This is a genomic window from Zavarzinella formosa DSM 19928 (assembly GCF_000255705.1).
Taxonomy (GTDB): domain Bacteria; phylum Planctomycetota; class Planctomycetia; order Gemmatales; family Gemmataceae; genus Zavarzinella; species Zavarzinella formosa.
Genome location: NZ_JH636439.1, coordinates 1,792,136 through 1,809,474, shown reverse-complemented (window position 1 = coordinate 1,809,474; position 17,339 = coordinate 1,792,136). Strand labels below are relative to the sequence as shown.

Annotated in this window: 13 protein-coding genes and 2 pseudogenes; 4 read left to right on the top strand and 11 right to left on the bottom strand. The window is 57.6% G+C overall.

What is annotated here, in order from left to right; genetic code table 11:
- Window positions 1–29: 29 nt before the first annotated feature.
- The 6 genes and pseudogenes from BGIM_RS0108530 to BGIM_RS0108480 form a co-directional block, all read right to left on the bottom strand.
- A complete protein-coding gene (locus BGIM_RS0108530) occupies window positions 30–494 on the bottom strand; it encodes a hypothetical protein (protein WP_020469371.1) in 465 nt (154 codons plus the stop codon).
- Between the two features lie 32 nt (window positions 495–526).
- A pseudogene (locus BGIM_RS68200) lies at window positions 527–2,973 on the bottom strand (DEAD/DEAH box helicase family protein); the annotation flags it as partial.
- A 251-nt stretch (window positions 2,974–3,224) separates the two neighbouring features.
- Window positions 3,225–4,019 carry an HpcH/HpaI aldolase family protein gene (locus BGIM_RS0108495; RefSeq protein WP_020469364.1) on the bottom strand — a complete coding sequence of 265 codons (795 nt, stop codon included), beginning with the start codon at window positions 4,017–4,019 and terminating at the stop codon, window positions 3,225–3,227.
- A 3-nt stretch (window positions 4,020–4,022) separates the two neighbouring features.
- Window positions 4,023–5,456 carry an oxidoreductase gene (locus BGIM_RS0108490; RefSeq protein ID WP_020469363.1) on the bottom strand — a complete coding sequence of 478 codons (1,434 nt, stop codon included), beginning with the start codon at window positions 5,454–5,456 and terminating at the stop codon, window positions 4,023–4,025.
- Window positions 5,457–5,465: 9 nt separating this feature from the next.
- On the bottom strand, window positions 5,466–6,746 hold the full coding sequence (locus tag BGIM_RS0108485; RefSeq protein ID WP_157368681.1) for an MFS transporter: 1,281 nt from the start codon (window positions 6,744–6,746) through the stop codon (window positions 5,466–5,468).
- A gap of 147 nt (window positions 6,747–6,893) precedes the next feature.
- Window positions 6,894–7,988 (bottom strand): Gfo/Idh/MocA family protein, encoded by a 1,095-nt coding sequence (locus BGIM_RS0108480; protein WP_020469361.1) that lies wholly within the window; start codon window positions 7,986–7,988, stop codon window positions 6,894–6,896.
- Between the two features lie 73 nt (window positions 7,989–8,061).
- Here BGIM_RS0108480 and BGIM_RS0108475 point away from each other — a divergent pair, with 73 nt between their 5' ends.
- The 3 genes and pseudogenes from BGIM_RS0108475 (at window position 8,062) to larC (ending at window position 10,313) form a co-directional block, all read left to right on the top strand.
- A complete protein-coding gene (locus BGIM_RS0108475) occupies window positions 8,062–8,382 on the top strand; it encodes a hypothetical protein (protein ID WP_020469360.1) in 321 nt (106 codons plus the stop codon).
- 11 nt (window positions 8,383–8,393) lie between these two features.
- Window positions 8,394–9,107: pseudogene (locus BGIM_RS67010) on the top strand (YqjF family protein).
- Between the two features lie 54 nt (window positions 9,108–9,161).
- Window positions 9,162–10,313: a nickel pincer cofactor biosynthesis protein LarC gene (gene larC, locus BGIM_RS0108465; RefSeq protein ID WP_020469357.1), complete on the top strand. Its 1,152-nt coding sequence runs from the start codon at window positions 9,162–9,164 to the stop codon at window positions 10,311–10,313.
- Between the two features lie 10 nt (window positions 10,314–10,323).
- Here larC and BGIM_RS0108460 read toward each other — a convergent pair whose 3' ends face one another.
- Together BGIM_RS0108460 and gnd are read right to left on the bottom strand one after the other, a co-directional pair.
- Window positions 10,324–11,334: an isocitrate/isopropylmalate family dehydrogenase gene (locus tag BGIM_RS0108460; RefSeq protein WP_020469356.1), complete on the bottom strand. Its 1,011-nt coding sequence runs from the start codon at window positions 11,332–11,334 to the stop codon at window positions 10,324–10,326.
- Between the two features lie 56 nt (window positions 11,335–11,390).
- Entirely contained in the window at window positions 11,391–12,851 is a 1,461-nt protein-coding gene (gnd, locus tag BGIM_RS0108455) for a decarboxylating NADP(+)-dependent phosphogluconate dehydrogenase (RefSeq protein WP_020469355.1), read from the bottom strand.
- Between the two features lie 188 nt (window positions 12,852–13,039).
- Between gnd and BGIM_RS0108450 the strand changes: the two genes are divergently transcribed.
- Entirely contained in the window at window positions 13,040–14,179 is a 1,140-nt protein-coding gene (locus tag BGIM_RS0108450; protein WP_020469354.1) for a sulfotransferase family protein, read from the top strand.
- Here the strand turns inward: BGIM_RS0108450 and BGIM_RS0108445 are convergent.
- The 3 genes from BGIM_RS0108445 to thrC are packed head-to-tail and all read right to left on the bottom strand — an operon-like array spanning window position 14,158 to window position 17,027.
- The gene (locus BGIM_RS0108445; RefSeq protein WP_020469353.1) at window positions 14,158–14,928 is read right to left on the bottom strand and encodes an RNA methyltransferase; all 771 of its coding nucleotides are present in this window, start codon (window positions 14,926–14,928) and stop codon (window positions 14,158–14,160) included. The two genes, BGIM_RS0108450 and BGIM_RS0108445, sit on opposite strands and share 22 nt — an antisense overlap.
- A 6-nt stretch (window positions 14,929–14,934) precedes the next feature.
- A complete protein-coding gene (dapB, locus tag BGIM_RS0108440) occupies window positions 14,935–15,738 on the bottom strand; it encodes a 4-hydroxy-tetrahydrodipicolinate reductase (protein ID WP_020469352.1) in 804 nt (267 codons plus the stop codon).
- Window positions 15,735–17,027 carry a threonine synthase gene (gene thrC, locus BGIM_RS0108435; protein ID WP_020469351.1) on the bottom strand — a complete coding sequence of 431 codons (1,293 nt, stop codon included), beginning with the start codon at window positions 17,025–17,027 and terminating at the stop codon, window positions 15,735–15,737. Before thrC ends, dapB begins: the two co-directional genes overlap by 4 nt.
- Window positions 17,028–17,339 lie beyond the last annotated feature (312 nt).

Here is a 17,339-nt window from a genome sequence, read left to right as displayed (position 1 = left end):
CAGGCGCCACGAGATGCCCGTCCGCCGTTTCACCACCCAAGCCGATCCGAAGCAAGCCGTTGAGGACGGCTTTGAACGCGATCGTCGGCGAACAAGTCGGCCTGATGCAACCCGGCGGGCTCTTTGCTGGCGGCCCGCCCAGCCGCGTCCGCATCGCTTTTCGCTTGCGGTCGGCCCTGATGCAACCCGGCGGGCTCTTTGCTGGCGGCCCGCCGCTTGATATCCTCGACAATCACTTGCGGGTGAATCTTCTCCTGCACATGGATGGGCACGACCGGGACTTCCAGCGGTTTGGCGTCCTGTTCGTCCTTCCCCTTCCAGACAATTTGCGGATCAAGCGAGCGGTTGCGGTTGACCACAAATTTTTGCGGCCCGTCATCATCGGCAAAGGCCGCCATCTCGCGAGTGGGGATGCTCGGCCGGGTATCGATGACATGCTTATGGGCATCAACCGGAACCGAAGACTTCGCCGCGGGTTTCTTCTTGGCCATCATGGCACCTTTGGGACTTGGAAAACGGGAGCAAATCAGGCCGAATGATCCTTGAGCAGCTTGCGAATTTCTTGCTTGCTCTTGTGCAGATTGGACCCATCGATCTCCAGGAACGCCCATCGGCCGAACGTACGCAAGTTGTTTACCCCTGGGACCCACATGGTCAGGGCGGTTTGCACCTTGGCGTCCTTTTCTTTTTTCTTCTGCCCGGAGACTTCCAGCACGAGGTTTAACAAGTCGTCGGTCCCGTGGCCGTCGTCGAGCTTTACGATGAGGTCGAGGTAATAGTTCCCGGCCCGCCCGTCATGGTGTACGGAATGCGGAAGCCGATGCCCTGATTCTTCGCATAGGCCAGCACCTCGTTCATTCCTTCCAGCTTTTCGCAGACAATGGTTTCCCAATCGCTGTCTTGCGGCACGAGGTTGAAATAGCATTTGGCCGCGTCGGCGGTCCAACAGCCTTTGACCGTGTCAAACGACACGCCCGCCGTGGTTCCCAGGAAATCGGCCGATGGCATCTCCGCTCGCAACCGCTACGCCCCGCCGGACGAGCCGATATCGCCGAGCCAGTCGCGGACGATGCCGAGCAATTGCGGGAACAGCCAGGTCTTGTCCGGGAAATGGTGTTGTTGCAAGTGCGTGGCCAGCTTGAACGTGACCGATTGCTGACGAAGTTCCTTCGTCTCTTCCATCGTGGGTTCTGTATTCTCCCCCACGATGGGCGCGTTCAGGGTATGCGTCGGGATGTCTTGCGTCGTGAGGACTTCCCGGTGTGCCTTGACAAATCTGGCCGTCAGGCGCTCGGCCGAAACAGCGAAGCGATAGTCGACGACGCGCGGGAGTGAATTTCCGGCCACGGGCGTTCCACCAGCCGTTCCGCGACCGCTCGCGCGGTCTTGCCCGGCTTCGGCGTCGGCGGGGTGCGCTCTTCGGGCAATCCCGCCACCGGAAAACCGCTGAAGGGCACGCGTAGATGTCGGCATACTCCGGGGTCATCAGGCCATCATCGCCGACGGTGTAACTTCGCCGTCGCAGCCCGCGACCCATCACTTGCTCGCACAATAACCGCGTGCCGAACGCCCGCACTCCGAGAATGTGGCTCACAGTCTGAGCGTCCCACCCTTCGGTGAGCATGGACACGGAGACGACGCAGCGGATGTGTTCGCCGAACTTCCCTTTCTTGCCAACCGTATTCAAGACTTCGCGCATCAGGTCTTCGTCGTTCAGGTCTTCCGCGTCGCGTCCGGGGAAGCGTCGGCGGTATTCTGTCTTGAAGTTTCAATCTGATGCGTGCCGATCTTCCGAAAGTCGTCGGACATGCTCTCGCCGGATTCGAGTTGCCGGCTGTCCACCAGAATCGTGTTCGGCCGATGCTGCCAGCGCTGGTTCTTCTCGTTGTTGAACAGCTAGAATGGCGCCGGGCGCGACCACCGGCTCGCCGTCCGGGTGTCGATGCTCAGTTTCGTAACCAGCGACGTAATCGAAAACGGCCTTGCTCACATTGGTGTTGTTGCACACCACGATGAACACGGGAGGGGTGCTGCCGTTGGCCCGTGATTCCTCGTCGGCCTCCCATTCGCCGAACTTATGGGCGTAGTGCCCGCACAGGCTTTTGATGGCCCCCTCCAGCAATCCCGGCAACAGCGGGGGCTTGTGGGCGTCTTCCGGCCCGCCCCGCACGTCCTTCAACCCCTCGCGGATGTCCACCCACAGGTTGCGGTACTTCGGATAATCGCCGGTCATGGCGTTGTCGGCGATGGGCACGCGCGGAATCTTGACGATGCCATATTCAATGGCGTCCATCAGCGAAAAGTCGGAAACGACCCGCGGAAACAGCGTTCCCTTCGGGTAGCCGGAACCCTTCAAGTAAAAACGCGTGGCCGACAGGTCAAAGACAGTCTTGATGCCGATCTTCCGGCGAACCGCCTCCAATCCGGTGATCCACAAACGGGCTTCCTCGTCGCGGGCTTTTGCTTCGCCGGCCTCTTCCCGCGCCATCTTGTCCTTGGTCTCGACAGGCTTGCCCCGATAGCAATGATGGGCCTCGTCGTTGATGACCATGATTTCGCGATGCCGGCCCAAATCATTGCAAACCCGGTTGACCATCTCTTCCGGCGATTCCGTGAAGGCTCCCGGCGTGTTCACTGTCAGCACGCGCTTGGTCAGCCCACCCGCGTCCCCCTTTTCCCGGAATTTGAAGGCGTGGAAATTGGTGATGACGATTTTCGCCGTGCCCAAATCGGCCCGATGCTCGACCGGGACAATGTCGAGTTCCTTGTAATAGTTGTTGGGATCGGACGGCAGAAGCACGCGCAGCCGGTCCCGGATGGTGATGCCCGGCGCGACCATCAAGAAAGCATCCGTGAATCGCTTGTCGTGGGGTAGCGTCTCTTGTTGAGAACCTGCCAGGCGACGAGCATGGACATCACCACCGTTTTGCCGCTGCCGGTCGCCATCTTGCAGGCGATGCGGAACAGTTCCGTTCTCATACGAGACAGTTTTCAAACTCAATATCGACACCAACACTCGGCAATCAATGGCATTTGTCGTCGCAAACGCCTGATTTCAAGAAGTTTCGCGATGTCATTGGACTTGAGTCGAGGAGGTTTCCAACCGAAAGGGTTCCGTTCGCGGCCCGAGTGTGACGGTTTCCCCCAAAATCATCTCTGTCTGTTAGGTCGTGTTGATTCAAGGCTGGCAAGCCGGAACTTTGCCAGCCTTGAATCAACACGACTTAATACTTAATCACGTTCTCTGTCGTCTTCCCGGTGATGGCATCCAGCGCGTTTTTGGCCCCTTCGGACATGAACCGGAGCTCGCTGTTGATGGCGATAAACTGCCAGCCCTCGGCGATTCGCATTTTTGCCTCTTCCGGGCTGAATGTGTGAATTCCAGCGGGGATCTTCAGTTTTTTGCAGCCTTCGAGGATGGTCTTCAGGGCTTCCTTGAAGGCGTCCGGGGCGGGAGGCTTGCCGTCCGGGGTGCGCATGCTGGCGGCGAGGTCGTTCGGGCCGACGAACACGGCGTCCACTCCAGGGACACCGTAGACTTCCTCAAAATTGCGGACAGCCATGATGTGTTCACACTGGAGCACGATCAGGATTTCGTCGTTGGCCTTCTGGAAATACTCGGCGGCCGTCGTGTCGAAGTTCAGGGCATGCGCGCTGCCACCGACGCTGCGGGTTCCCTTGGGCGGGTACAGGCAAGCAGCGACCGATTCTTCGGCCTCCTGCCGGGTGTTCACCATTGGGACGACGACGCCGTGGGCTCCGTTGTCCAAGACTCGCTTAATGTGGTCGTGCTTGGCGGCCGGGACACGGGCGAGGGCGGTGCATTTGGAGTCGGCAATGGCTCCGAACATGTGCGTGGCGGTTTCCATGCCCATCGCGTTATGTTCGATGTCAACGGTCAAGTAATCGAAGCCCATGCGGGCCAGAAAACGGCTGGCCGTGATGTTCCCCAGCGTCAGCCAGGTACCCACGACAGGTTTGCCTTCCTTCAGCATTTTCTTGACCGGATTCACTCGCATGATTCACTTCGGGGTTCGAGTTGTGAGTTGTTGGACATCTTTCCAAATATCGCCATAAGCTTCTTTGTCGAACGGAGGACAACCAGTGGGGAATTGGCCCAATGGGTGGTCCTTCGCCCGCATGATGGCCGTGCAATAACTGAAGGTGCGGCACACCCGGCGACGGTCGAGCCGACCATGATTTTTTACTTGGAGAGGAACATCCGGTTGGGCGAGCGAAGCCCGGCCGATGCCGACGAAACTCACCCGGCTGTCCCGCAGGTTGGCCGCCCCGGCTTGGGGCAGAAATTCTTGCAAATAACTGTATCCTGTGCCAACGAAGGGCAGGGCGGGGAAGTGGCGTTGCAGGGTGGCCGTCACGCGGAAATGTCGGTCCACGCCGATAAGCGGATGTTCCGGTGATTCATATCCGTCCGGCGGGGGATACTCGAACGGCCGGCCAAAATGCGGTTGGGCGTAGGGATTTCCCAACGTCACATTGATGAGGCTCACCCCCAGCCGTTCCATCTCGGCAATCCACAGGATCGGCTCGGCCAGATCAACGGCCAGTGGATTCTCCGGGGCCATGCCCCAACCGTTCACCACCGGCGATGCGAACACATCGGCTTCGCCATCCCCGGAAGTTGCTTTGCGAAAAGGAATCCCGTCGAAGACATTCATCCGGGTGGCCAGAATCAGATCCGGCTCGGCGGCCCGGATGGCTTGGAAAATCTCGCGGGCCAGCCGAGTGCGGTTTTCCAAAGAACCGCCATACTTGCCGGGCCGTTGCCGGGCGCCAAGCAGTTCGTTCAGCAAATAGCGATGGCATTGTTTCACATCCACGAAGTCGAAACCAACCTCGCGGGCCAGCCGGGCGGCCTTCACGTAATCATCGACCAATCGGCTCAATTCGTCGTCCGTGATAAGTGGGTAAGATTCATCCACTTTCCGGCCGGTTGTTTTGTCGACAAAGGTCCGCGGGTCCAGCAGCGGATCATGGATGGCGATGATCGGCCGACGATAGCTGTAACGGCCAGAATGGGTCAGTTGCAGGCCAAACAGAAAGTCGTCATCCCGGCCGCAGGCCCGGCGGTGATGCTCGCGGCAGTCATGTACCAATTTGGCGAAGCAGTCTTTGGTGGCCTCGTTCAAAACGATTTGCCGGGGATTGGCCCGACCTTCTTCGTTGACGGCGCAGGCTTCGCCCCAAATGAGTTTTGCCCCGCCCGCCCCGAAACGGTTGTAACGGCGATAGGTGAGTTCCCCCGGTCGGCCGTCCGGCTCGCCGTCGCAGCCTTCCATTGGGTGGACACACCAGCGATTGCCGACTAGTCGGCCGCCAACGCGGGCACCGTCTTCCAAATATTCCAACTGATCGCAAAGGCGAATGTCGATCCCGAGGCGGGCATTCTCCTCAAGCAAGTCCGGCACGGTTTTATATTTGAAGAACCTGGCCACGAAACGCCTCTAGCTGACTGGATTGGGCGCCAGATGTTCTATGGGCCGGGCGGGTTCCGTCAGCGGGGACTTCTCAGTGTAAAAGATCACAAAGAACAGGAACACCATCAACGCGGAAACGCACGGAATCAACCAGAACAGCGTCCATTCGACATCGCCCCCGTCCCGCATGTCTTGCAACACGCGAGCACTGGCGAAATTGCCGATCAGAGTGCCGACGCCCGAGGAAATGAACGTGAAAATTCCCTGGGCACTGGCCCGAAGATCACTCGGAGCCTGCCGGTCCACATAAACATTCGCCACGATGAAAAAGAATGTGTAGCACATGCCATGCAAGGGAAGGCCGATTGCGCTGATGAATCCCAGCGAACCGGAAGCGAAAATCGCATTGCGAACCACCCAGCCGAAAATGCCCACGCCAAGGGTCCACTTCATTCCGAAACGAGACAGGGCGAGCGGAAACAACAACATGCAGGCCACTTCGGAGAATTGCGAGATTGTCTGCAACGCCGTCGGTTTCCCGGCTCCGAGGGACTTCAAGAAAGGGTTGGTGTAGACGCTGTAAAACTGTTGGATGGCCGCCATGCACATTGCGGAGATAATCAGCACGCGAAAGCCGGAATGCCGGAACATGCCGAGGGCGGGCAGCCCCATCGCTTCGCCGAACGATTTGCCATGCCCGGTCGGTGGGGTATGGGGCAACGTAAAAGCATAGATTCCCGCAATCAGCGAACAAATGGCCGACAAATAAAACGGTTGGACAGAGTAGGGCGATCCCAGCACATCCAGCCCGATGTTGACAACAATCCAAGACACCGTGCCGAAGAGGCGGATGCTGCCGAAATATTTCTTCGGGTTTTTCAGGTTCCGAAAGCTGATGACGTTGCCAAGGGCAATGGTGAGAACCATCACAACGGCATTCGCCAGCATGAACAGAAAAAGCGTGTTGAAGGTTTCCCGCGTTTCAAACGCCAGATCAACCGCCGTTCGCAGCACCAATTGTCGTTGCCGGCAATATTCTCCGGCAAAAAACATGATGGCCGCGCCGCCAAACTGCAAAACCCCGAGGACTTTCTCGGCCGCGAACAGACGGTCGGCCAGCAAGCCGAGCATCAACGGCGCGACCAAGCCAACAAAGGCCGAGGCGCTGTAAATCCACGAAGTTTGGCTGGGGGAAAAGTTCAGCCCCCCTTGGGCCGGGGAAGCCAGCAAAAAAGTGGCCACGGGGACCGCCCACGCGCCGATGCCCATATATTGCACGAACATCAACACCGACAGGCGGGCACGCAACGGACCGGATTCCATTTCAGTCCCAACAGGAAGCCATGTAAGGGGGTTGGAGGAAAAAGAGGGCGAAGAGTGAACGTCGTCATCAGATGTTTGGGCGACACCCGACCCGCCTACCCCGTAAACGACTATCCTACGGAGGCGGCAAAGTCATCCCAAGGGATGCCGACGATTCTTCATGGGGAGTTCGACGGGCTTCTGAAGCTTGTGCGATTCATAGACCGCCATAATCATTTCCAACGCCGCCCGGCCGTCGTAAATGTTCCCAAGCGGTTGCCGGTCTTTTTCGATGGATTCAATCAAGTCGTCAACGATGTAGTGGTTGCCGGTTTCGACTCCCGTTTCCTTCAAGGTTTCCGGCTTGCCGATCCCGGCGCTGGTGATTTCCTGCCATGCCGTCTTGCTCTGTCCGGGCATCCATGACGGATCAGGAAGAAACCACGTTCCCCCGTGCGCGCCGAAGTTGAGTTGCACCACTCCTTTGCTGCCATACACATGCAGACTATATCGTTTGCCGGGAAAATCTTTGGTGACGTAGGTGCCGAAGGTCGCTGAGTGGGCGTTGGCCATGCCATAAGTGGCGGCGATACGATCCCCTTGAATCGGCCCCATTCCCTCGCCCCCCATCCGCACATCTCCACTGACGGCGAGCTTCCCGCCCTGAAAAATGCGGGCCATGCACCATTGGGCGTCACCGGCCAGAAATCGCATGAGATCGAAGGTGTGTGTGCCGAGAACCATCATGTCCTGCCCGCCGCCGCGAGGGTCTTCCTTCCCCCGGCCGCGAAGTTCCAACAGGTCGCCCAGCAAACCGTCTTGAATCATCTTTTTAACAATGGCCACACGCGGGCTGTAACGTGTCTGATGGGCGATGGCGCATTTCACATGATGCTTCTCGCAGGCGGCCACCATCTCGTCGGCTTCCTGCAAGGTGCGCGAAATGGGTTTCTCCAAGAAGATGCTGGCGCCATGCTCGGCGCAGGCCAACACCATGTCCCGGTGCATGTCCAAGAACCGATCCGCGACAGAGACGATTTCCGGCTTTGTTTTCGCCAGCATTTCCTTAAAGTCGGCAAATATCTGGTCGGTTTTCAACCGCTTCCCGGCGGCAAGTCGCCCTTTTTCGTCCTCGTCGGCCACGCCCACAATCTCGGCGCGGGGATGGTTCATCCAAACGGTGTCCAGTCCGTGGCCATAATTCCCCTTGCCGGTTCGGCCGATCACGGCGACGCGATATTTTTTCATGATGACTCTCCGTGCAATGCGGTTGATACCGGAGCGACGAATGCGACAATGAAATTACCACGGGAGTCCGCTGATGAACATTCGCATCTTCAACATTTCGCTCGCCATCTTTTGGTTCACCCTTTTTCTCGGACTCATCACCCGTGAGATATGGATGCCGCCTTGGTTGTTGGCCAAAGCCGAGACACCACAGACACCGTTGGTGATCGGTCTGACGGCCATGCTGACGATGTGGAACTTCTCCAAGTTCTGGGTGAGCAGGTATTATTCCGCCCCCAAAAGCCGGATCACGCCGGAGATGCGCGAGAAGATTCAATCCATCACCGGGGTGGATCACAAGGTGACAGATCCGCAATTCAAATTCGATGACGCGGATAGTCCCTCGCCGGGTTGAGGAGGAGCATCATGGCCGATGTCTTCATGCGGGCGGCCTGGCGAAATCTCTTGATGGTCAATTATGCGATTGACCCGGCCGTATTGCGGTCGTTCGTTCCCGCCGGGACAGAACTGGAATCTTGGAACGGCATCACCTTGGTCAGTGTCGTTGGCTTTCAATTCTTGAACACCCGCGTGAAAGGCATTCCGCTGTTGTTCCACGGTAATTTTCCCGAGGTCAACCTCCGGTTCTATGTTCGTCGAAAATCGGGGGACCAATGGCGAAGCGGAGTGGTGTTTGTCAAAGAGATCGTCCCCCGATAGGCGTGGATGATCGCGGCCGGAGCGAGGACTTTGTACCGGGAAAATTATGTCGCCCTGCCGATGAAGTCGTCGATCCAGTCGCCCGGTTCTTTACGATTTGAGTGGAGGCACCAGGGCGTGTGGGGTTCTGTCAGCGCGGATTCCACCGGAGAGGCTTTTGTCCCCGTCTACGACCATGCGGGGCACTATGTCTCGGAACATTATTGGGGTTTCGCCGCCCAACGGGACGGCGGCACGTTGGAATACCAAGTCGAACATCCCCCGTGGAAAATCTGGAACTGTGAGAATGTGAAATTCGATTGCCGGGTGAAGGAACTCTACGGCGACTCATTTGCTGATGCGTTGATGGGTCGGCCGCATTCCGCGTTCATCGCCGATGGGTCGGATGTGGTCGTGCGCGACGGGGTCCGGATTAAATGATTAATGGTCGCTGAATTTGGCCGCGATCATCCTTGGGTGAAATGAGAAAACAACGTGAATGTCCTGCATTTTGACTGTTTCAGTGGTATCAGCGGCGACATGACACTGGCCGCGTTGATTGATGTTGGGGCCGATGTCGAGGTGATTCGTGAAACGCTGAACTCTTTCGGCTTGCCAATCACGCTGGAGATTGAAAAAGTCAAACGCAACGGGCTGGCCGGAACGTATGTCAATGTCGTCGCCCCCGATCAGGAGGATTATCGCTTCCTGCCGGACGTGGAAAAAATCCTGTCGCAAAGTTCGATGACGGCTCCGCAGCGGGACCGGGCGATGGCCATTTTTCGCAAACTGGCCGAGGCCGAGGCGGCGGTGCATGGGATGCCCGTCGAGAAGGTTCATTTTCATGAAGTCGGCGCCCTCGATAGCATCGCGGACATTGCCGGGGTTTCCGTCGCCATTGATCTGCTGAAGATTGATCGGTTTACATGTCGTTCCGTGCCGCCAGGAACCGGTTCGGTGAAGTGTGCCCACGGGTTGATGCCGGTGCCAACGCCCGCGACGGCGTTGCTACTCCGGGGGATGCCGATTGCCTCGGCCCCGGTGACCGGCGAACTCGTCACCCCCACAGGGGCGGCCATTCTCGCGGCCGTTGTGAATGAATTCCGTGAACAACCGGAGATGATCATCAGCCGGGTCGGTTGCGGTGCCGGGAAACGCAATCCGATCGAATGGCCCAATTTGTTGCGGGTATTTGTTGGCAAAACGAATACCGAGACGACGACGGATTCTATTGTTGTTCTGGAAACCAATCTTGATGACGCATCGCCGGAAGTGATTGGCTATTGCTTCGAGGAATTGCTGAAAGCCGGGGCATTGGATGTTTATACGTCGCCGATTCAAATGAAAAAACAACGGCCAGGCGTGATGCTCGGCGTGATTGCCCCCGCCAATCTGGTGGCTGTCTTGGAGGCGATCATCTTTCGAGAAACCGGCACCTTCGGCATCCGGCGATACTCAGCCGCACGTTCGGTACTTCAGCGAGAGTGGAAAGAGGTTTCGACTCCTTGGGGAATTGTCCGGGCGAAAGTGGGCCGAAGCGAAGGAGTGGAGATCATCACTCCAGAATACGAAGATTGTGCGAGACTGGCGCGTGAAAAAAACGTGCCGTTAAGGCACGTCTATTCGGCAGTAACAAAAGTTGTTTGATCGTTTCCGGTCAAAGGGCTTGAATGACCGCATCCGTAAATTGCGTGGTCGTGGATTGCCCGCCGATATCGGCCGTGCGGATCGATGTGGTGGTCAGCACTTTTTCGATGGCCGATTGAATGCGTTGGGCGGTTTCGGGATCGCCCCAATCCCGGATCATCTCGATGGCCGGCAGTAGCAAGGGCAGGGGGTTCGCTTTGTCGGCTCCGACGGACTCCCGCGTGCCGCCGAAGATGGCTTCATAAACGCGGATGCTCTCGCCGTAGTTAATCCCCGCCGTGCAACTGATGCCCCCGGCCAGACCGGCCCCGAGATCGCTCAGCAAGTCCCCGTACAGGTTGCCGCAGGCGAGCATTTCAAACTGATGCGGGCGGCTCACCAACTGCATGCAGGCATTGTCGACGATCATTTCCTTCGGGGCAATCTCCGGGAAATCTTTCGCAACCCGGCGGAAACAATCCAGATACAAACCGTCGGCCATCTTGAGAATGTTGGCCTTGTGGATGCAGTGGATCGATTTTTTGCCCAGTCGTTGGGCCAGTTCAAACGAGAAGCGGAAGAACCGCAGGCAGACGCTTTCCGTGACGATCTTGAAGCTTTGGACGATGCCCGGAACAATTTCGTGTTCCGTGGTGGCGTACAAGTCTTCCGTGATCTCGCGGACCATCGTGAAATTGATGTTCTGGAACCGGCTGTTCAACCCGGCCAGATTGTGGATGGGCCGAACAGTGGCAAACAACCCCAGACTTTTGCGAAAGGCGACATTCGCATTCGCGGGAGTGCCGGGGTTGGAAGCACTGGTCGGTGGAGGCAGCAGCTTGGTTTTCAAGACGACGCCAGTTTGCCGGATGGCTTTCGCCAGTTCATCCGGCAACATCGGCAAGCCTTGGGAAACGGCCGCCCAACCAGCGGGAAAGACCTGCCAGTCGATTTCCAAGCCGGCCGCCGACAGCACCTTGCGGACGGCTTGTTCCTGATCGAAACCAATCCCGCCACCTTGCACAAAAACGACTCGCCGCATGTGAGAAACTCCACCCGGAGAGATGTGGCCAATGGTTCGTCAATTCAACGCCAAAATCAGACGGTGTACGTGCTACTGGAAGTATCACCGCCTCGACCCGTCCAGTTCGTGTGGAAGAACTTGCCTCGGGGTTCGTCCACCCGTTCGTAAGTGTGGGCGCCGAAGAAGTCCCGCTGGGCTTGCAACAGGTTCGCCGGGAGATTCTCCGTGCGGTATCCGTCGAAGAAGGCCAGCGCGGTGCTGAACGCGGGAACAGGAATCCCGGCCGTCACGGCGGCGGCGATCACTTGCCGCCAGCCGGCTTGCGCGTCGCCGACTTCTTTGACGAAGTACGGATCGAGCAACAGGTTCCCGAGTTTCGGGTTGTTGTCGTAGGCTTCCTTGATCTTGCCAAGGAACCGGCTGCGGATGATGCAACCACCGCGCCACATCAGGGCGATGCCGCCGTAATTCAAGGTCCAGCCATAAGCCTTGGCGGCCGAGGTCATCAGCATGTACCCTTGGGCATAGCTCACAATCTTCGAGGCGTACAGAGCATCACGGATTGAGTCGATGAACGCTTTTTTGTCAGCCACTTTGATCTTGCCATCGCCCGGCCCCTTGAGAACCTTGGCGGCTTCCACCCGTTCGGACTTGAGGGCCGACACGCAGCGGGAGTACACGGCTTCGGAAATCAGCGTGATCGGAATCCCGTGTTCCATGCTGTCAATGACGGTCCACTTGCCGGTTCCCTTTTGACCGGCCGCATCGAGAATCTTGTCCACCATTGGCTTTCCGTCCTTGTCGCGGAAGGCCATGATGTCGCGGGTGATCTCGATGAGGTAGCTGTCCAGCACGCCTTTGTTCCACTCGGCGAACACGGCCTGAATCTCGTCGGCGCTCATTCCGAGGCCGGTCTTCAGCAGGTGATAGGCTTCGCCGATCAGTTGCATGTCGCCGTATTCGATGCCGTTGTGAACCATCTTCACATAATGCCCGGCTCCGCCTTCGCCGACCCAGTCGCAGCAGGGTGTGCCGTCTTCGACCTTGGCCGCCACTGATTGGAAGATCGGCTTGACATGCTCCCAAGCGGCGGGCGAACCGCCCGGCATGATGCTCGGTCCGTGTCGGGCGCCTTCTTCACCACCGGAAACCCCGGTGCCGATGAACAAAAGCCCCTTGGCCTCCAGTTCCTTGCGTCGGCGTTCGCTGTCACCGAACAGCGAGTTGCCGCCGTCGATGATGATGTCGCCTGGTTCCAGGTGAGGGGCCACCAAGGCGATGAAGTCATCGACGGCCTGGCCGGCCTTGACCAGCATCATCACCCGGCGGGGCCGCTTGAGCTTGGCGCACATTTCTTCAATTGAGTGCGCTCCGACGACCTTGGTTCCCTTGGCTTCCTTGGCCAGAAACTCGTCCACCTTCGAGACCGTCCGGTTGAACGCCACCACGGTGAACCCGTGGTCATTCATGTTGAGAATGAGGTTCTGGCCCATGACGGCGAGGCCGATTAACGCAATATCGCCTTGAGGTTGCATGTTCTGGTGCTTTCCAAGAAGTTGGGGAACCGCTTCGATCTGCGGCAACGCTTCGATTCAGTTGCCGCAATTCTAAAGCCGGAAGACGGGAACGGCCATCACATCCGTGTCAGGAACTCCTGAGGTTCGGGGCTTTTGCACTTTCCGATTCCGCGCGGGACCGCACAATACGAAGGCACCAACGGGGGATGATTGTGCCGGGCACGGGTGACAGGCTGAAAAATCCGTCGAAAGAATGGGCCGCCCATCTCTGGACCGGCGCGGACTTGTTTGCCTGGCTGCGGCTGATGGCACACGGACGATATGCCTTCGACCTCAAACATCTTTACATCGGCATGACCGTGACGGCTGTATCGGCGGCCAACACTTTTCTCCGATATGCCCAGAATCATCATTTCGGCGAACGGATCAAAAACACGCCGTTTGCCGAAGATCCGGTTTTTATTCTGGGCCACTGGCGGGGCGGCACGACGTTGCTCCATGAGTATCTGATGTTGGATTCAAGGTTGGCTTGTCCTTCCACGGCCGAATGTTTCAACCCTTGTCATTCACTACTGACGAACAAGTATCTGATTAAATATTTTGGTTGGATGCTCCCCAACCGGCGATTGATTGACAACATGGCGATGGGCTGGGAACGGCCACAAGAAGATGAGTTCGCCATGTGTTTGCTGGGCGCGCCCTCGCCTTATCTGCGGATTGCTTTTCCAAATTCCGGCTTGGTGGATGAAGCGGCTTACGATCTGGACGATTTGTCGGAGGCCGACTGCCAACGGTGGGAAAAGACTTTTTACCACCTGCTTCAAACATTCAACTATCACCATCGGAAAAGGCTAGTGTTGAAATCTCCACCGCACACCTGTCGCATTCCGACTTTGTTGAAAATGTTTCCTGGGGCCAGATTTATCCATCTGGTGCGAAACCCTTATACGGTCTTTTTATCAACCGTCAATTTGTGGAAGACGCTTCATCAGGCTCAGGGGCTTCATGCCCCGACCAATCACGGCATCGAAGAATATGTGTTTGATCGGTTCCTGCATTTTTTCCACCGATATGAGGCAACGAAATCGCTCATCCCGAAAGGGCAACTCATCGAAATGCGGTACGAAGATTTGGTGGAAGATCCGATCACACAAGTTGAGTCCGTTTACCGGCAATTGTCGCTGGGAGATTTTGAAGCAGTGCGGGGACGTTTACAAGATTATGTGAAAGCGAATGCCGGTTACAAGCGGAACAAATGGACGTTGCCGGTTGAACTGCGGGATCAAATTTCAAAACGCTGGGGCGAAGTCATCCGACAGTATGGTTACTCGCCCCCGGAAGGCTGATCGTCGGCCTTGGGGGGAAGTTGGGCGGCCACCCATTCCATCTGGCGGGCCAGCCCATGCAACATGCGAACTTCGACGGGAGTAGGGTTAGACCGGGCGATGAGTTGCCGGATGCCGTGGAATAGCAAATCGGCCTTTGTCCCCCAAACATAATGGATGGCTTCCAAGCCATGTCTCAGATGCCGGAACATTTCCTCTTGCGAGGCATAGTTCGCAATCTGTCTTGATGGGGGCGTCTGATAGTTTGCCGTCCGCTGGGCAAATTGACGGCGAAGTTCATAGAGGCAGATGCCGACGGCCATGCTGAGATTAAGCGACGAATACTCATGATCCGTGATGATGCGGATCAACCCATGACATTGGGCAATCTCCGCGTTTGCCAATCCATGCGGTTCCGGGCCAAACACCAACGCGCTCGGGCCGGTTTGCAGCGAATCCACAAAGACAGGCAACACTTCATCCGGCCGGCCGTAATGCGATCCGCGATAAAGACCTTCGACATTGGCGGAGGTGGCGAAAACCAACTGGCAATCGGCCACCGCTTCTTCAAATGTGTCTACGATTTTGGCATTGGTCAGCAGGTTTTCGCCGTGCGTGGACATGCGCCGGGCTTCATCCGAAAGCGGATCGGCATACGGCGAGACTAATGTGAGTTGGTTCAGCCCGAAGTTTTTCATCACTCGGGCCACAGAGCCGACATTCCCCGCGTAGTGGGGGCGAACCAGCACGACGCGGGTGTTGGCAATCATGTCCGGTCACAATCCCAAAACGTCGGCCATTGTGTATTTCCCGGCCGGTCGGTTCGCTAGGAATTTCGCCGCCGACAAGGCACCGCGGGCATAGCTGTCCCGGCTGTAGCCTTTATGAACGAGTTCCATTGTCTCGCCCAAGGCGCTGAAAATGATCGTGTGTTCGCCGACGTTATCCCCGGCCCGGATGGCGTGCATGCCTATCTCGGTGGCGGGACGTTCGCCCAACAAACCTTCGCGGCCATGTTGCAGATCCGGGATGGCCATCGCTTGTTGCACGATCTTGGCGAAGTGCATCGCCGTGCCGCTGGGCGAATCCTTCTTGAAGCGGTGATGCCGTTCGACGATTTCGACATCGAAACCTTTGCCCTTGAGGGCAGTCCCGGCGTCGGCGACCATCTTGAAGAGCAGGTTCACCACCAAGCTCATGCTGGGGGAGAACAGCACCGCTGTTTCGTGGGCGGCGGCTTCAATGATCGCCCGTTCTTCGTGAGTATGGCCGGTGGTGGCCACCACAATCGGAATCTTCCGGCCTTCACAGACCTTGAGGATTTCGAGCGAACCTTCCGGCGTGGAGAAGTCAATCAACACATCGGGCGTTACCGATAGCGGCAGTTCCGGTGTCACCAACACCCCGGCTGGGCCGACGCCCGCGAGGTCACCGGCGTCTTTCCCGATGTTCGGGTGTTTGGGATTGTCGATGGCGGCCACCAACACCAGTTCGGGGTCTTCTTTGGCAAGGGCAACAAGACGTTGGCCCATTCGCCCGCAGGCTCCGTTGATCGCAATTTTAATTTTCATGGCGCTCATGCGTACACGTCAATCGCTTTGATGATTTCGTCCAGATCGTTGGGAACCTGTACCGCCCTGTTGGCGTAGTTTGCTCGACGAACCCCGCGTTTGCCGAGAGTTTCCTCAAACATTTTGGGGTCGGCCGAGTGATAAGCCACCGTGGCTGTCGGGTCTTTCAGTTGATGGCCCGTCAGGATGCAGGCCACCCGTTCGTCGGCGCCGATAATGCCCTCGGCCCGCAGTTTCTTCAGACCAGCGACACTGGCGGCCGATGCGGGTTCGCAGCCAAGTCCGCCGGCCGCGATTTTCGCTTTGGCGTCCAGAATCTCTTGGTCGGTCACTTCGCGGACTACTCCGCCGCAGCGTTCCAACGTCCGGAGACCTTTGGGGAGATTGACCGGCCGGTTGATTTCAATGGCGCTGGCGATGGTGTCCGCGCGGGCATTGGATGCATCCAAGCCCCGCATATATGAGTCCACCAGCGTTTGTTCGTACCGCCCGCCCTGCCAGCGAAGATTTTGCCGTTCGTAGAGTTGATAAAAAGTGTCGGCCCCGGCCGCGTTGATGACGGCGATTCGGGGGCAGCGGTTGATGAGGCCAAGTTCCATCAATTCGATGAATGCTTTGCCAAAAGCCGATGAATTTCCGAGATTGCCCCCCGGCACCAGAATCCAATCCGGCACCTCCCAATTGAAGGCTTCCAACACCCGGTACATGATCGTTTTTTGCCCTTCCAGCCGGAAGGGATTGATTGAATTTACCAGATAGATGCCAAGCTGTTTGCTGACTTGCTGCACGCGGGCCAAGGCATCATCAAAGTCCCCGGCAATTTGCACCGTGAGCGCCCCGTGATCGAGGGCTTGGGCTAGTTTGCCGTAAGAGATTTTCCCTGAACCGATGAAGATGATGGCTCGGAGATCGCTGGCCGCGCAGTAGATGGAGAGCGAAGCGCTGGTGTTGCCGGTGCTAGCGCACGCCGCCCGGCGGGCACCGACCATCCGGGCATGGGCGAAGGCCCCGGTCATCCCGTTGTCTTTGAAGCTCCCGGAGGGGTTCATTCCCTCGTATTGCAAGAAAACCCGGCTCGCATTCATCCCCGTGTATTTGGCCACATAATCGGATCGTTGGCAGAGGGTCTGGCCTTCGCCGATGGTCAGAATGTCCGAGTCGTTGGCGAACGGGAAGAGTTCGCGGAAGCGCCAGACGCCGCTAAACTCCAGCGGTTCCGACCGGCGGGACCATTTGGCTTCAAAGTCTTTGAGTTTGGATGGCGGCCGCAGCTTGTTCCAATCGTAGGCCACGTCCATCAAGTTGCCGCACTTCGGGCAATGGAACGATGTGTCGTCGAGAGAGGACGTTCCTCCACAATGAGGGAGAATACATCGCTGGAAAGCATGAGCGTTCATAAGTCTTTGTTTACAGGAACCTATCGGCCGAAGACAGGGGACTCCGGGTGTCGGTTGAGGTTTCGCGTGCCGATAAAGACGACAGAACGAAAAAAACTGTTTGTAGTCGGCCGCGAATCGTGGTACGAATGTATTACCCGCCGAAGCTGCCCGCGTTTTGATCCTGCCGATTGTCCTCACCCACCGCCGCCATGCTCCAATCTCTCCGATGGA

Coding starts and splice junctions, on each gene's coding strand:
- BGIM_RS0108530 (WP_020469371.1), bottom strand. CDS start 494: ATGATGGCCAAGAAGAAACCCGCGGCGAAGTCTTCGGTTCCGGTTGAT.
- BGIM_RS0108495 (WP_020469364.1), bottom strand. CDS start 4,019: ATGCGAGTGAATCCGGTCAAGAAAATGCTGAAGGAAGGCAAACCTGTC.
- BGIM_RS0108480 (WP_020469361.1), bottom strand. CDS start 7,988: ATGAAAAAATATCGCGTCGCCGTGATCGGCCGAACCGGCAAGGGGAAT.
- BGIM_RS0108475 (WP_020469360.1), top strand. CDS start 8,062: ATGAACATTCGCATCTTCAACATTTCGCTCGCCATCTTTTGGTTCACC.
- BGIM_RS0108460 (WP_020469356.1), bottom strand. CDS start 11,334: ATGCGGCGAGTCGTTTTTGTGCAAGGTGGCGGGATTGGTTTCGATCAG.
- gnd (WP_020469355.1), bottom strand. CDS start 12,851: ATGCAACCTCAAGGCGATATTGCGTTAATCGGCCTCGCCGTCATGGGC.
- BGIM_RS0108450 (WP_020469354.1), top strand. CDS start 13,040: ATGATTGTGCCGGGCACGGGTGACAGGCTGAAAAATCCGTCGAAAGAA.
- BGIM_RS0108445 (WP_020469353.1), bottom strand. CDS start 14,928: ATGATTGCCAACACCCGCGTCGTGCTGGTTCGCCCCCACTACGCGGGG.
- dapB (WP_020469352.1), bottom strand. CDS start 15,738: ATGAGCGCCATGAAAATTAAAATTGCGATCAACGGAGCCTGCGGGCGA.
- thrC (WP_020469351.1), bottom strand. CDS start 17,027: ATGGACGTGGCCTACGATTGGAACAAGCTGCGGCCGCCATCCAAACTC.